11 protein-coding genes, 1 tRNA gene and 1 pseudogene are annotated in these 15,517 nt (G+C 60.5%); 9 read left to right on the top strand and 4 right to left on the bottom strand.

From position 1 onward, the window contains the following. Positions 1 to 209: 209 nt before the first annotated feature. Together A6U87_RS04435 and A6U87_RS04430 are read left to right on the top strand one after the other, a co-directional pair. Positions 210 to 2,282, top strand: coding sequence for a lytic transglycosylase domain-containing protein (locus tag A6U87_RS04435; protein WP_065689978.1), 2,073 nt, complete (start codon positions 210 to 212; stop codon positions 2,280 to 2,282). Between the two features lie 62 nt (positions 2,283 to 2,344). Then, positions 2,345 to 3,235: an alpha/beta fold hydrolase gene (locus A6U87_RS04430; RefSeq protein WP_065689977.1), complete on the top strand. Its 891-nt coding sequence runs from the start codon at positions 2,345 to 2,347 to the stop codon at positions 3,233 to 3,235. 77 nt (positions 3,236 to 3,312) lie between these two features. On the opposite strand, the gene A6U87_RS04425 is transcribed toward A6U87_RS04430, so the two are convergent. The 4 genes from A6U87_RS04425 to A6U87_RS04410 form a co-directional block, all read right to left on the bottom strand. After that, entirely contained in the window at positions 3,313 to 4,347 is a 1,035-nt protein-coding gene (locus A6U87_RS04425; RefSeq protein WP_065689976.1) for a porin, read from the bottom strand. 570 nt (positions 4,348 to 4,917) lie between these two features. Then, a tRNA-Ser gene (locus tag A6U87_RS04420) sits at positions 4,918 to 5,007 on the bottom strand. A gap of 81 nt (positions 5,008 to 5,088) precedes the next feature. Beyond that, a complete protein-coding gene (locus A6U87_RS04415; RefSeq protein ID WP_065689975.1) occupies positions 5,089 to 6,306 on the bottom strand; it encodes an NAD(P)/FAD-dependent oxidoreductase in 1,218 nt (405 codons plus the stop codon). 84 nt (positions 6,307 to 6,390) lie between these two features. Further along, positions 6,391 to 7,506 carry a Gfo/Idh/MocA family protein gene (locus A6U87_RS04410; RefSeq protein ID WP_065689974.1) on the bottom strand — a complete coding sequence of 372 codons (1,116 nt, stop codon included), beginning with the start codon at positions 7,504 to 7,506 and terminating at the stop codon, positions 6,391 to 6,393. A gap of 199 nt (positions 7,507 to 7,705) precedes the next feature. Here A6U87_RS04410 and A6U87_RS04405 point away from each other — a divergent pair, with 199 nt between their 5' ends. The 7 genes and pseudogenes from A6U87_RS04405 to A6U87_RS04375 all read left to right on the top strand — a co-directional run bounded on the left by A6U87_RS04405 (position 7,706) and on the right by A6U87_RS04375 (position 15,480). Continuing rightward, positions 7,706 to 8,581 carry a MurR/RpiR family transcriptional regulator gene (locus tag A6U87_RS04405; protein WP_065690272.1) on the top strand — a complete coding sequence of 292 codons (876 nt, stop codon included), beginning with the start codon at positions 7,706 to 7,708 and terminating at the stop codon, positions 8,579 to 8,581. A gap of 95 nt (positions 8,582 to 8,676) precedes the next feature. After that, positions 8,677 to 10,611 (top strand): 5-dehydro-2-deoxygluconokinase, encoded by a 1,935-nt coding sequence (iolC, locus tag A6U87_RS04400; protein WP_065690271.1) that lies wholly within the window; start codon positions 8,677 to 8,679, stop codon positions 10,609 to 10,611. Between the two features lie 23 nt (positions 10,612 to 10,634). Then, positions 10,635 to 12,485 carry a 3D-(3,5/4)-trihydroxycyclohexane-1,2-dione acylhydrolase (decyclizing) gene (iolD, locus tag A6U87_RS04395; RefSeq protein ID WP_065689973.1) on the top strand — a complete coding sequence of 617 codons (1,851 nt, stop codon included), beginning with the start codon at positions 10,635 to 10,637 and terminating at the stop codon, positions 12,483 to 12,485. A gap of 66 nt (positions 12,486 to 12,551) precedes the next feature. Continuing rightward, on the top strand, positions 12,552 to 13,469 hold the full coding sequence (gene iolE / locus A6U87_RS04390; RefSeq protein WP_065689972.1) for a myo-inosose-2 dehydratase: 918 nt from the start codon (positions 12,552 to 12,554) through the stop codon (positions 13,467 to 13,469). 76 nt (positions 13,470 to 13,545) lie between these two features. Continuing rightward, positions 13,546 to 14,340: a 5-deoxy-glucuronate isomerase gene (iolB, locus tag A6U87_RS04385; RefSeq protein WP_065689971.1), complete on the top strand. Its 795-nt coding sequence runs from the start codon at positions 13,546 to 13,548 to the stop codon at positions 14,338 to 14,340. A gap of 91 nt (positions 14,341 to 14,431) precedes the next feature. Then, positions 14,432 to 14,653, top strand: coding sequence for a DUF1127 domain-containing protein (locus tag A6U87_RS04380; protein ID WP_065689970.1), 222 nt, complete (start codon positions 14,432 to 14,434; stop codon positions 14,651 to 14,653). 55 nt (positions 14,654 to 14,708) lie between these two features. Further along, positions 14,709 to 15,480, top strand: a pseudogene (locus tag A6U87_RS04375) (helix-turn-helix transcriptional regulator). Positions 15,481 to 15,517 lie beyond the last annotated feature (37 nt).

Below are 15,517 nucleotides of genomic sequence, written 5' to 3'. Positions count from 1 at the left end.
TCCTTACGACCGCAATCCATGCTTCGGCCGCATTCCATGACTATGAGGAGCGCACCATAGTGCGGCGAAAACGCTGCGACAAGCGCGCAGAGGTCGGTTTGGAGCAAATTCCGATAGCAAATGTGAATGAAATTTAACCGCTTCGGTAAGGTTTCGTTAATATGCGTCCCACCAAATGGAGCGACGTGTTTTCATTGCGAGTACCCCGTATGAAGAGAGCTGTCCTGATCCTCTCCGCCCTCGGCCTGACGGCTGCCGCGTGGAGCAGCGTCGCGTCGCCACTTCCGAGCGAGGACATCCCGGTTCCCGACGTGAAGCCGATCGGCTTCGTGCCCCAGACGGCTATGCCTGAATCGATCATGACTGGCGCGATCCCCCGCAGCCAGACAGTTGCACCTGTCAACAGCGACCTCAAGACAGGTCTCGACGCCCTCACCGCAAAGAACCCCGCGCAGGCTCTTGCCATTCGCGACGGCATGACGCGCGGAACGCTGGATCGCCATATCCTGACCTGGGCGATCGCGATGTCAGGGCAGAAGGGCGTGCCTTCCGTCGAAATCGCTGCGGCGGCGCAGGAACTGCAAGGCTGGCCGGGCCTCGCCAAGCTGCGCGCCTATTCCGAGCGCGCGCTTTATGATGAGAACCCCGCCCCGAGCGCCGTGCTTGCCGCCTTTGGCGAGACCGCGCCCGAGACCACAGCTGGCGCAATGATCCTGTCGCGCGCGCTGGTCGCGACCGGAAAGCAGGCCCAGGCTGGGCAATATATGCGCAAGGTCTGGCGAGGCGAAGGCCTGGACAAGGCGACCGAAGACAAGATTCTCGCGGAATTCTCCGGCCTGCTGGCGGTAGCCGACCACCGGGCCCGGATGGAATATCTGATGTACCGCAACCGCGCAGCGCAGGCAAAGCGCTTCGGCGACATGGGACAGGCTCAGTCGCTTTACAACGCGTGGGCCGCGGTCATCAACAAGGCGCCCAATGCCGGGGCACTGCTCGCTGGCGTGGACAGCAAGTGGAATGGCGATCCGGGCTATCTCTTCGCGCGGATCGAATATCTGCGCCGGCAGGAGAAATACCCTGAAGCTGCCAAGCTCCTGCAGCAGATGCCGCGCGACCGCGAAGCATTGGTCAACGCCGGCGAATGGTGGAACGAGCAGCGGATCATCAGCCGCGGACTTGTCGACCAAGGGCAGTTCAAGACGGCCTACGGCATCGTCTCCAACTATGCCGCCACCACGCCGACCGATATCGTGGAAGCCGAATTCCACGCCGGCTGGTATGCGTTGCGCGGACTGCAAGACGCGACGGCCGCACAAAGCCACTTCCGCAAGATTCTCGGTTTCTCGAACGGCCCAATATCCGTGTCGCGAGCATGGTACTGGATGGGACGTGCGGCCGAAGCCGGTGCGCCTGGAAAATCCGGCGAATACTACGCCAAGGCCGCCAGCTACCCGACGACGTTCTATGGCCAGCTGGCCGGCGAGAAGCTCGGACGCAAAATGCTGAACGTCAGCTACCCCTCGCCGACCCCGGCTGATCGGCAACGCTATCTATCCCGCGAAGCCGTTCAGGCGATCGCCCGCCTTGACGCCGCCGGCCATGGCTGGCGGGCGAACGGTCTCTACCTGGCACTGGCTGACCAGCTGCAGAGCCCCGGCGAACTTGCGATTCTCAGCGCCCAGGCTGAGCGCTCGGGCGACCATCACCTATCGCTGCAGATCGGAAAGATCGCCTATTCGCGCGGCGTCGACGTTGCCGCGCTGGCCTTTCCGCTTGGCGTCATCCCCGGGAATGCCAATATCTCCGGCTCCGGCAAGGCGCTCGCCTATGCGATCGCGCGACAGGAAAGCGCCTTCAATCCGGCAGCCGTTTCCGCAGCCGATGCCCGCGGGCTGCTGCAAATTCTGCCGGGAACAGCGAAAGCCGTCGCTCAGCGGCACAACATCGCTTACTCCAAGGACAAGCTGACGGCGGATCCGAGCTACAATGCGACACTCGGTGCGCACTATCTCGGCGAACAGATCGACGCCTTCGGCGGCTCCTACATCATGACCTTCATCGCCTATAACGCCGGACCGAAGCGGGTGCCCGAATGGATCGAGCGCTACGGCGATCCACGCGGCAAATCGATCGATGCGGTCGTCGACTGGATTGAGCGCATCCCCTTCCCCGAAACGCGGAACTACGTTCAGCGCGTTATGGAGAACTACGAGGTCTACAAGGCGCGGCTCGGCCAGCCTGCCGATATCGAACGCGACCTTATCAGCGGGCGCTCGTCATAAGGCGCGTTTGCCAATATTGCGCAAGGCGCTAGTCTCTCCTCGTAACGACGAGGAGCGCGCGCATGAACGACACAGATGGAAATGCCTTTGTTGACCGAACCTACCGTTCCGAGGATGGTCTAAGCCTCCATTTGCGCGACTACGATCCCGGCTCACGGGCTGCGGCGCGGCTTCCCGTCATCTGCCTTCCCGGATTGACACGCAATTCCCGCGACTTCCATCAGTTCGCTGTTATTCTATCCCAAGACGAGGTCGAGCCCAGACGGGTTATCGCCCTCGACTACCGCGGGCGTGGATTGTCCGACTGGGATCCGAAAACGGAAAACTATAACGTCCGCACAGAGGCGCAGGATGTCCTAGCGGCCTGCGATTACTTCGGCATCGAAAAGGCCGTTTTCATCGGCACCTCACGCGGCGGCCTGATCCTTCATTTTCTTGCCGAGATGCGGCCGGAGCTGCTTGCGGCTGCCATACTCAACGATATCGGCCCGGAGATCGAGACCAAGGGCCTCATGAGGATTCGCGACGATCTGAACGATGGCACCTCTCCGCAACATTGGGCGGAAGCCGTGGCAATGCTCAAGCGCCGGCACGGCGTGCACTTCCCCATCCTTGGAGACCAAGATTGGGAAGACATGGCGGTCGCGATCTATCGTGAGATTGACGGCAGGCTTGCTGCCGATGCTGACCCAGCTATCGCTAAACAATTGACATCGATCGATTTCAGCAAGCCATTGCCGACTCTTTGGCGGCACTTCGAAGCTTTTGGCGTACGACCGCTCATGGTCATTCGCGGCGAGAATTCAGAACTGCTTACCGAAGCGGCCGTCGCCGAGATGGCAATGCGGCATCCCGGTTTAAGGGTCGTGGTCGCACCCGGCCAAGGACATCCGCCCCTACTCCACAGTGAACCGGCGCTTAGCTGCATTCGCCAGCTCTTGAACGAGATTTGAGAGCCCAACGCATGCGCCATAACGCAAAAGCCCGGCTCGAGAGCCGGGCTTCCCTGATTGACCGAAGTCAGATCAGATTAGAATGCGCGCTGCAGACGGAAGTAACCAGAGAAGTTATCGTCGTCTTCAGATGCGCTGGTGTGGTCCTGCCACTGCAGCGAAGCCTTAGCGTAGAAGTTTTCTACGATCTGGTAGTCAACCGTCAGACCAGCCTTCCAGATGTCAACATCCGAGAAGTCCGTAACGGTAGCTGCGCTGTCGCCGTTCTTGTAGTTCGCGAAGTACTGAACAGCAGGCGTCAGCTTAAGCTTGTCGGTTGCCTGAATTGCGTATTCAGCAGCAACAGTCCACTCAGACTCTTCGAAGTAAGCGTTCGGGCCAGATGCCCAAGCAGCTGCGAGGCCGAGGGTGCCGGGGCCGATAGCGACCGTACCCATACCGCGGATTGCACCTTCTTCGGTGTCGGTGTCGTAACCGCCGACCAGCTGGTAGCTGAATGCGCCAGCCTTGCCACCGATGGCAGCAGCGATACCAACGTCGTTGGCGTTTTCGCCCATAGCGGTGTGGATCGCGTCTTCCAGTTCGTCAACAGACAGACCAGCGTAGAAGTCGCCGTTCGTGTACTGATAACGGAAGGAGTTGTGCAGCGTCGAGTCAGAAGCCAGCGAGTCCGTTTCGCCGCTCAGACCGTCGTCCCACCAGCTGTAGAACAGACCAGCGCGGAAGCCGGCGACGTCCAGGTAAGCGGAGTCGAGGTAGGTGTTCTGGTCCGAAGCGTTTTCAGCATCAGCCTGCAGAACGATAACGCCGGTGAGCGGGCCGTACTCGGTGTCGCTCTTAGCCGTGAACTGAACGTTACCGCGGGTCCAGAAGTCCCAGTCAGACGTGCCAGACTTGTCACGGCCGAAGCGAGCTTCCGTACGGATGTAACCTTCGATCTTCAGGCAGGTTTCCGTGCCCGGGATGTAGAAGTAGCCAGTGCCGTATGCGTCGCAAACGCGAACGTATTCTACGGGTTCCGGCTCGGCAGCAACAACAGCGTCAGCAGCCTGAGCACCGGAAACTACTGCAAGAGCAGCAGCGGAGCCGAGAAGAAGGCTCTTGATGTTCATATTGACCTCCAATTCAAAGTTTCGATCGGGTCTGGGTTTTTCGCCGTTAGAGCAGCGTTCCCTGCCCCATCCCCATGTTTCAAGAAGTCGGACGATCAACCGCCCTTGCTTCCGAGATTGAAAATACTCGACCGCGCCTGTCACGCAATCACCAACTTGTCCGTTTGGAGGATTTACGACAGCCTTCCCCATGCGCTGTTGCTGAAAGGTCACAAATGCGGCACCCGCCCCGGCCGTTTCTTTATACTTCATTAAGAAAGCGCTGATTTTGCGGGAGTTTAGAACATGCCGGCGCGGTGGAAAACACGCGGGATGTGCCACATTGGCACCCGCTTCCCGTCGGATTCGGGCATTTCAACTGCCGCGTCGACAGCACCCTGTCACATAAATCGAGCAGCTCGATAGAGGTCACTGCCGGAGAATCATCATGCATGAGCGAAGTGATTCCAGAGGCGATTCTATTTCCGGGGAGATAAGGCCGGCGTTGAGATGTCACGGCTGACGTACAGCGTACGATGAAACGCGAGCGCTGCGCGGGCAAATAAGAATGTAAGTAAGATCTAAGGATAATGGCGGAGAAGATGGGATTCGAACCCACGATACCCTTCCGGGTATACTCCCTTAGCAGGGGAGCGCCTTCGACCACTCGGCCACCTCTCCGGTCGACAGCCTGATAGAGTCATTCGCTGGGGGACGCAAGCGCTTTTTCGCCTTTGTCCCGGAAGAAAAGCCGGCTTACCTCTAAGCCAGCAATTGCTTCAGATCCGCCGATCCGTCGGCAAGGATGGCCTTGTCGGGGTTGATGCCCGATTCGAGCAGCTTCTTGCCGGTTACATAAGCCTTGGCGTCATTGATCGCATCGACGGCAATGAAAGTGCCACTCTTGAAGTACCAGATCGAATGCGCGCCTTCTCGTGCGCCCGGGCGAAGTAGCGTCTCGTCATAGCCGAGATTGAAGCCGGCGATCTGCAGCTTGACGTTATATTGATCCGACCAGAACCAGGGCTTCGGTTCATACGGCGCATTGCCACCAGCGATGATTGCGGCTGCGGCTTCGGCCTGGTCCACGGCATTCTGTACCGATTCGAGTCGGATGCGGCCACCCTGCCACGGAAGCACCGCGCAATCGCCGGCCGCGAAAATCGATGGATCGGAGGTTCGCGCGAACTCATCGACGACAATGCCGTTCGTCACTTCGAGACCGGCTTCCTTGGCCAATTGATCGTTCGGGACAACGCCGATGCCAACGATCGCGAAATCGATATCGATGGTCGAACCATCGGAAAGTTCGGCGCCGACGAGCTTGCCGTCGCGGCCGACCAAATGCTTCAGGCCGGTCTTTTCGCGGATAACGACATCGTGCGCCTCGTGAATCACGCGCATGATATCGGCCGTTTCCTTGGCAGCGACACGCTGAAGTATCCGATCCGCCATCTCAATGACGGTGACCTCAAGGCCGCGATGACGGGCAACGGCCGCCGCTTCGAGGCCGATATAACCGCCGCCTATAATAAGGACACGACGACCCGGGCGCATTTCCTCGGCGAGCAGATCGGCATCGCGCTTGTCTCGGGCAACATAAACGCCGTCGAGATCGCCGCCGATCGCCGCCGGCAGACCGCGTGGCGTCGAGCCGGTCGTCAGCGCGAGCGTTCCGTAATCCAGCACCGAGCCGTCCTGCAGGATCACCTGCTTCGAATCGCGCTTGATCTGCTCGACCCAGGTGGACACTCGAATCTCGACATCATTGTCGGCATACCAGTGCTCCGGACGGAACAGCAGGCGGTCAAAACTCATCTCGCCGAGCAGATACTTCTTGGTCAGCGGCGGCCGCTGGTAGGGCAACGCGTCTTCAGCACCGATGATGGTGATGGGGCGCGTATCCTTGAGAGCGCGCAATTTGGCCGCGAGCGCAAAACCTGCCTGACCCGCGCCGATGATCACCAGTCTGTCCGTCACTGTCGTACTCCCGCTCTGCATTTTGCGCGTTCCGCAAAGGCCTATCCGGTGGTCTTTGCGTCGTCAACCGCGGCGGATCTGCCTTTAGCCTATCTCGACCCAACGGCGCTCGTGGAACGACTGTGCCATGGCATGAACCGACCTTTCTATCCTGAGACCGTCTTCGAATGTGACAAGGGACGACGGCTCACCGGAAATCGCACGAATGAGTTCATGGCACTCGATGATCTTCAAATCGTTGAAGCCGAGGCTATGCCCCGGTGCCGGAATGAAGCGATCATAAGGATGATGAGCGGGCGCCGCCAGGATCTTGCGGAAGCCCTGCTCGGTGCCGCGGCCATCGGCCTGATAAAGTTCGAACTCATTCATGCGCTCCTGGTCGAACGCGATCGCGCCCTTCGATCCGAAGATCTGCAGGGCGATCCTGCCCTTGCGGCCCCAGGCGGCACGGTTCGCCATCAGCACACCGGAAATGCCGCCGCCAAGACGCATCATCACACTGGCTGCGTCGTGATTTTCGACGGGACGGCGGCCACCATCCTTCGACGGCCGATCGGCATAAGGCTTCACCATATCCGTTACGACGGCCTCGACATGACCGAAGAGATACCAGAGCAGCGACAGCGGATGCACGGCGAAGTCATCGAGCGCGCCATAGCCGGCCGCCAATTCGCTCTTCCAATAGAAGAAGGCGTCCGGATCGGCCATGAAGTCCTCATCCATCTCGACTCGGATGTGATTGACGCTGCCGATCGCGCCCTCGCCGATCAGCGTCTTTATATGCCGCATGAGAGGGTTCTGGATGTAGTTGTAGCCGAGAACGGCAACCTTGCCTGCGCTCCTAGCCGCCTTTTCCATGCGCGCGGCATCGACATAGGACGGCGCCATCGGCTTTTCGCACCAGACATGCTTGCCCGCTTCGAGCGCTGCTATCGCCATTTCGGGATGAAACTGATTGGGCGTGGTGACGGAGACGACATCGACGTCGGGATCGGCAATCAGTGCCCGCCAATCCGCTGTCGCCTTCGCGAAGCCGAATTCAGCGGCGCGGGCCGCCGCCAGATCCGCGTTCGCTTCGGCAAGATGCACCATCCGCGGGCGCTCGACATCGCCGAACACCGTCTTGACTGCATTCCATGCAAGCGCATGGCATTTGCCCATGTAACCCGTGCCGATCAGGCCGACGCCCAGTGACTTCATGATCTCCTCCCTCTCCGGATTGGATTTTGGAATGACTGAATCATTTTGCTAAGGCAATCCGCTCAATCCACGCACCTATGGAAGAGCTTAACAGTATGTATTCGCTTTGTTTTCCAATCATAAAAAACAAATAGGCCGCATGCTCGAAATCATCTATGGTCTGAAACTGGAATATACGTTTCATTTTTCGGATGAGCACATGAACAACGACTCCAAGGCGACGGCGCGCGTTCCGCGCGACTTCGAAAGCCTGCGCAGCGCTATCATCGAACGCAAGACCACGATGCCGAAGCGGCTGGCCCAGGTGGCGGCGTTCGCACTCGCCAATCCCGATGAGATCGCATTCGGCACGACGGCCAGCATTGCCATGGCATCGGATGTACAGCCGTCAACGCTGGTGCGATTGGCGCATCACCTTGGCTATGAAGGCTTTTCCGACCTGCAGAGCATCTTTCGCGAGCGGCTTCGCGACCGAACGCTGAGCTACGAAGAGCGGTTGGTCACGCTGGAGCAATCGACCGGCGAGGACGAGGATGCCAATCTTCTTTCCGGCTTCATTTCGGCCGCCGGCCAATCCATCAATCGGCTGGCAGCGACCATTCAGCCGGAAGCCTTCAGCAAGGCGGTCGATATTCTCGCAGGTGCCGATACCATCTACCTCATTGCCAAGCGGCGCTCTTACCCGCTGACGGCGCATATGAGTTATGCCTTTTCCAAGCTGAACATCCGCCACCAGATCGTTGCCTCACCGAATGGTGTCGATGCAGAAACCGTGCAGTTCGCGACGCCCAAGGATGCCGCGATCGCGGCGAGTTTTTCGCCCTATGCCGCCGAGAGTCTCGGCCAGGCAGAGATGCTGGCGGAGCGTGGTGTCCCTGTCGTCGTCATCACCGATTCGGCCTTCTCACCTCTGGCGGCCAGCGCTGCATGCTGGTTTGAAGTAGCGGAAGCGGATTTCGCGGGCTTTCGCTCCCTTTCGGCCTCCATGGCACTGACGATGGCGCTGCCGGTGGCCATCGCCGAGCGGCGGCGTAAGCTGGCACAGGCGAAACCTAAAAAAGCCAAAATGGAATAAATATTCTGAATTGACATTCAAACGGAACCGATGTTTCATTGATCGAAATCACCGGCTGCCATTTGCGCCGGATTGAAAATGATCGGGAGGACATGATGGTAGAATCGAATCCGGGCCTTCAGCCGGGGCTGTTGCTTGATGTGATCACGATTGGCCGATCCTCCGTCGATCTCTATGGCCAGCAGATCGGTTCCAAGCTCGAGAACATCGCGTCCTTCGCCAAATCGGTCGGTGGCTGCCCTGCCAATATCGCGATCGGCACCGCCCGCCTTGGTCTCAAGTCCGGCTTGATCACCCGCGTCGGCGACGAGCAGATGGGCCGCTTCATCCGCGAGCAATCGGCACGCGAAGGCGTGGCGACAGATGGCATCATCACCGACAAGGAGCGTTTGACCGCACTCGTTCTTCTTGCCGTCGAGGCCGAGGGCGTTTCGCCGATGATCTTCTATCGTTCCGACTGCGCCGACATGGCGCTCGAAGCGAGCGATGTCGACGAGGCCTATATAAAGTCCTCGCGCGCGGTGCTGGTCTCGGGAACGCATTTTTCCCGGCCGAACACGGAAGCGGCGCAGCGCAAGGCGATCCGTATCGCCAAGGCCAACGGCCGCAAGGTGATCTTCGACATCGACTATCGGCCGAACCTCTGGGGCCTTGCCGGCCATGCGGAAGGGTTCGAGCGCTACGTGAAGTCGGACCGGGTGTCTTCCAAGATGAAGGAGACCCTGCCGGATTGCGACCTGATCGTCGGAACGGAAGAGGAGATCCTGATCGCATCGGGCGCTGACGACGTACTTGGCGCTCTGAAGGAGATCCGCCGGCTGTCGCCCGCGACCATCGTGCTGAAGCGCGGCGCGATGGGCTGCATCGTTTATGACGGTCCGATCTCGGACGATCTCGAAGCCGGTATCGTCGGCGAAGGTTTCCCGATCGAGGTATTCAACGTGCTCGGCGCCGGCGATGCCTTCATGTCCGGCTTCCTGCGCGGCTGGCTGAAGGACGAGCCGCTGAAAACCTGCGCGACCTGGGCGAATGCCTGCGGAGCGTTCGCGGTATCCCGCCTGCTCTGCTCGCCTGAATACCCGACCTGGGCGGAACTCGATTTCTTCCTGAAGAACGGCAGCAAGCATCGAGCGCTGCGCAAGGATGAGGCGATCAACCACATTCACTGGGCATCGAACCGCAAGGGCGATATTCCGCTGCTGATGGCGCTCGCCATCGATCATCGCTCGCAGCTGACAAGCGTCTGCGACGAGCTCGGCGTCGACTACAAGAAGATTGTCGCCTTCAAGCGACTTGCCGTGGAAGCCGCCGCGCGCGTCGCCGATGGCCGCAACGGCTATGGGATGTTGATCGACGAGCGCTTTGGCCGCGATGCCTTCTTTGACGCAGCGACCAAGAATTTCGCCTGGATCGGCCGGCCGGTGGAGCTGCCGGGCTCAAAGCCGCTGCGTTTCGAATTCAGCCAGGATATCGGCTCTCAGCTTGTCGAGTGGCCGCTCGATCATTGCATCAAATGCCTCTGCTTCTACCATCCTGATGATCCGGCGGAACTGAAAAAGGAACAGCAGGAGAAGCTGCGCACCCTGTTCGAAGCGGCGCGCAAAGTCGGGCGCGAGCTTCTGGTAGAGATCATTTCCAGCAAGAACGGCCCGTTGACCGACGATACGATCGCGACGGCAATGGAAGAGCTTTACACACTCGGGATTAAGCCGGACTGGTGGAAGCTGGAGCCGCAGGCATCGAGCGCAGCGTGGAAGAAGATCGACGCCGTCATCGCCAGGAACGACCCCTGGTGCCGTGGTATCGTGCTGCTCGGGCTGGAGGCGCCGGCAGACGAGCTGGTGAAGGGCTTCGAGGCAACGCTGGCCGCGCCATCGGTAAAGGGTTTCGCCGTGGGGCGCACGATTTTCGCCGACGCCGCTCGTGCCTGGCTTTCCGGCAAGATCAACGACGAGGAAGCGGTCGCCGACATGGCCGGACGCTTCCGTGAACTGACCGAGGCCTGGTTGAAAACCCGCGGCCTGCATTAATTAGAGCATTTGGGAGGTGCCCCATGGGCAAGACTGTACGATTGACGATGGCTCAGGCCGTCACGCATTTCCTCAAGAAGCAGATGACCGTGGTCGATGGCAAGAAGGTCCCGATCTTCGGCGGCGTCTGGGCGATCTTCGGGCATGGCAACGTCGCCGGCATCGGCGAGGCGCTGTATCAGGTCCGTGGCGAACTGCCGACCTACCGCGCCCATAACGAGCAAGGCATGGCGCATGCGGCGATTGCCTATGCCAAGGCGAATTTCCGCCAGCGATTCATGGCCTGCACCACCTCGATCGGCCCCGGTGCACTCAATATGGTGACCGCTGCCGGCGTCGCTCATGTCAACCGTATCCCGGTTCTCTTCCTGCCGGGCGACGTTTTCGCCAATCGCGCGCCGGATCCGGTCCTGCAGCAAATCGAGGATTTTGGCGACGGCACGGTTTCAGCCAACGACGCCTTCCGTTCGGTTTCCCGCTATTTCGACCGCATCACGCGGCCAGAGCAGATCATCTCGGCGCTGAAGCGCGCCATGCAGGTACTGACCGATCCCTATGATTGCGGCCCTGTCACACTGTCATTGTGCCAGGACGTGCAGGCCGAAGCCTTCGATTATCCGGAAAGCTTCTTCGAAGAGCGTGTCTGGACCACGCGCCGCCCTCGCCCGGATGCCGATGAGCTGGCGAACGCCATCGCGCTCATCAAGAAATCAGAAAAGCCGGTGATCATTGCCGGCGGCGGCGTGCTCTATTCGCAGGCCACCAAGGAGCTCACGGCGTTTGCCGAGGAACACCGGATCCCCGTCGTCGTCACGCAGGCCGGCAAGTCGGCGATCGACGAACGGCACCCGCTGGCGCTCGGCTCCGTCGGCGTCACCGGGACATCTGCGGCCAATGCGATTGCAACCGAAACGGACCTGATCATCGCGGTCGGCACACGTTGTCAGGACTTCACGACGGGCTCGTGGGCGCTCTTCCAGAACGACAAGCTGAAGATCCTCGGCCTCAACATTGCTGCCTACGACGCAGCCAAGCATGACGGTCAGACGCTGGTGGCCGATGCCCGCGAGGGGTTGAAGGCCGTTTCGAGCGGGCTTGCAGGCTGGAAGGCGCCGGCTGCGCTGGCGGCCAAGGCAGAGGCAGAAAAAAAGGCCTGGATGGACGCCGCCGCCAAGGCGATGGCGAGCACCAATGTCGCCCTGCCCTCCGACGCCCAGGTGATCGGCGCTGTTACCCGCTCGATCGATCTCGAAAAGGCAATCGGCCTATGTGCTGCCGGCGGCCTGCCGGGCGAGATGCACAAGCTCTGGCCGGCGACCGCGCCAGGCAGCTACCACATGGAATATGGCTTCTCCTGCATGGGCTACGAGATTGCCGGCGGCCTTGGTGCCAAGATGGCGCATCCTGAGAAAGAAGTCTTCGTCCTTGTCGGCGACGGCTCCTACATGATGCTGAATTCCGAGCTTGCGACATCGGTCATGCTCGGCCTGAAGCTCAACATCGTCCTGCTCGACAACCGAGGCTATGGCTGCATCAACCGGCTGCAGATGGCGACCGGTGGTGCGAACTTCAACAATCTGCTGAAGGACGCGCACTACGAAGTCATGCCGGAGATCGACTTCCGGGCACATGCCGAGAGCATGGGCGCGATTGCGGTCAAGGTTGCCTCGATCGCCGAGCTTGAAAAGGCGATTGCGGACTCGAAGAAGAACGATCGCACCTCGGTCTTCGTGATCGACACCGATCCGCTGATCACCACGGATGCCGGCGGCTACTGGTGGGACGTCGCCGTTCCCGAAGTCAGCCCACGCGAACAGGTCAACAAGGCGCACGCGGCTTATGTCAAGGCGCGCGCCGCTCAGCGCATCGGCTGATCGACTGATTTCATCTTCTGGAAGAGCGGGCCCGCTCTTCCAACAATGCTTTTGAGGAGACTATTGATGAAGGCCAAACTTGGCATGTCGCCGATCGCCTGGTGGAACGACGATCTTCCCGAGCTCAGCGACGACGTATCCCTGGAAGAATGCCTGCGTCAGTCGCGTAGCGCCGGCTTCACTGGCATGGAACAGGGCCGCCGCTTTCCGAACAATCCGGCCGAGATGCTGCCGATCCTGCGTGCCGCCGACGTGACGCTTTGCGGCGGCTGGTTCTCCGGCACGCTCGTCGATGAGGATCTTTCCGCCAACAAGGATCGCATCGCGCCGATGATCAAGCTGTTCAAGGCCGTCAACGCGCCTTGCATCGTCTATGGCGAAGTTGGCCGCTCCATCCAGGGCGACCGCTCCAAGCCTCTCGCGACCAAGCCGCGTCTCTCGGATGACGAGATGAAGGCCTATGCGCGCAAGGTCACGCAGTTCGGCGAATGGTGTGCCGAACAGGGCATGCCGCTTTCCTATCACCACCACATGGCGGCCGTCGTCGAGACCGAGCCGGAGCTCGACGCCTTCATGCGCAATTCGGGCGAAGGCATTCCGCTGCTGCTCGACGCTGGGCACTTGGCGTTTGCCGGCGGCGACGTTCTCCGCGCCATCGACAACCACCACGCCCGCATCAACCACGTTCACGTCAAGGACATCCGCAAGGCTGTCGTCGACGGGCTCGACCGTAGCAAGCAGTCCTTCCTCGATGCGGTGGCGCTCGGCGCCTTCACCGTGCCGGGTGATGGCTCGCTCGATTTCGGTGCGATTGTGAAGCGGTTCGCCGGTTACGGGTACGAAGGATGGTTCGTCGTCGAGGCCGAACAGGATCCACGCAAGGCGCCGCCTCAGAAGATGGCGGAAATCGGCCACGCCGAGCTGATGCGCGTCATGACGGCCGCTGGCTATACCGTCGAAACCGAGGGTTTTCCCAAGGGGTAACTCGAGGCGTTTCGTCTGACGGCGGGACGCCCAACTTCTCCCCCATGGGGAAATTTGCAGGCAATGGAGAGTACCGATGCCAAACCTGAAGGTAAAACCATCCAGCACGCACGGCCGCGTCACCCATGTGACGCCCGAAAGCGCCGGCTGGACTTATGTCGGCTTCGACATGCATCGGCTGAAGCCGGGTGAGACCGTCTCCGGCGATGCAAGCGGTCGCGAAGTCTGCCTTGTTTGGGTATCAGGCAAGGGCAAGGCAACGGCGGCAGGCGAGGATTTCGGCACCGTCGGCGGGCGGATGAGCCCGTTCGAGGGTGCGCCGCATTCGCTCTACGTGCCGGCCGGCTCCGGCTGGTCGGTCACGGCCGAGACGGATCTCGAACTCGCCGTCTGCTCGGCGCCCGGCGGTGGCGACTACAAGGCCAAGCTCATCCCGCCCGGCGTGCATCCGCAGTTCCAGCGCGGCAAGGGCTCGAATGTGCGTCTGGTGACCAACATCATGCCCGAAGACGACAATTCCGCCCATTCGCTGCTGGTTGTCGAGGTCATCACGCCGAGCGGAAACACCTCGTCCTACCCATCGCACAAGCACGATCAGGACAATCTTCCGAATGAGAGCCTGCTGGAAGAGACCTATTACCACCGCACGAACCCACCGCAGGGCTTTGCGTTCCAGCGCGTCTACACCGACGACCGCTCGCTCGATGAGGCAATGGCGGTGGAAAATGGCGATGTGACGCTGGTGCCGAAGGGCTATCACCCCTGCGCCACCATTCACGGCTATGATCTCTACTATCTCAACGTCATGGCCGGGCCGAAGCGGGTGTGGAAATTCCACAATGCGCCGGAGCACGAATGGCTCCTGAAATAAGCCGACGCAGAATCGCTAAATAATCTGACAGCGGGCGAGCCGTGCAGATGGTTCACTGACTCCATCGAAATAAAACCGATGGAGGATTACCATGCACGGCTCAACCACCATTCTTGCGGCCGAGAGCCGCCGTTCGGCCAAGCCATCGCGGTTCCTGACCGCCCTTCTCTCTTTTTATCGCTGGACAGCGCGCAAACTCAGGGAGCGACGCAACCTGAACGCCGTCATGGAGCTTTCCGACGAGCAGCTGAAAGATATCGGCCTGTCGCGCTACCAGACCGAGAGCGATGTGCATGTCTATTGCCGGGACTGAACTGTGCTACAATGCCGATAGCAGGCTTTCTCGCATGCAACTTCCGGAAAATGTCATGGCGCAATTTTCGACCGAACTGCTGTTGAAGACGAACACCGTCACGATCCGTGACGTCGTCTGCAATGGCGAGTGTCGGCATAAGAGCGACGAGGAATGCGCCCACAAGACCAGCCTCGTCTATCCTTACCGCGGTGTTTTCATGCGCCATGTCGGGCGCAACGACACCGTGGCTGAGGCGAACCAGATGCTGTTCTTCAATGCCGCGCAAGGCATTGCTTGCCGAGCTTGCGCCGAAAGATCAGATCCAGCCGGGAGAGCTCTTCGGTTTCCGCCGGCAGCGACGCCGGATCGATCCGCGAGCGCAGGCGCTCGTGGCGCTGCTGCGCCACGGCCTGCATCGCAAGGCTGCCGAGACACTCGAAGCAGAAACGCTGGCGCTCACTCTTGTCCGCCGGTCGCTCGGTGAACGAACATCACATGCCGCAGGTGCCAGCGTCGGGCGACAGAAGCTTGTCGACCGGGCAAAGCTCGCCCTTTCCTCGGATATCGCCCGCCGGTGGACGCTGGCCGAAATCGCCGCGGAAGTGGGCGTTTCGCCTGTTTATCTCACACAGGTCTTTCAGCAGGTCGAAGCGACCCCGCTTTACCGCTACCAGCTGCGGCTGCGCCTTGCGAGGGCGCTGGACCTGCTCGGACAGTACGACGACCTGACGGCGCTGGGCCTGGAGCTGGGCTTTTCCAGCCACAGCCATTTCACCTCCTCCTTCCGACAGACCTACGGCCAGACACCCGCGGAATTCCAGCGCGCGGCGCGGCTTCGGCGCTGAGAAGTTGCTAAAGAATTCGACAGCGGCGCCGGCGGCG

The organism is Rhizobium sp. AC44/96 (assembly GCF_001692185.1).
Taxonomy (GTDB): domain Bacteria; phylum Pseudomonadota; class Alphaproteobacteria; order Rhizobiales; family Rhizobiaceae; genus Rhizobium.
The sequence above is the reverse complement of the archived record's forward strand: the minus strand, read 5'-3'. Positions and strand labels throughout refer to the sequence as shown.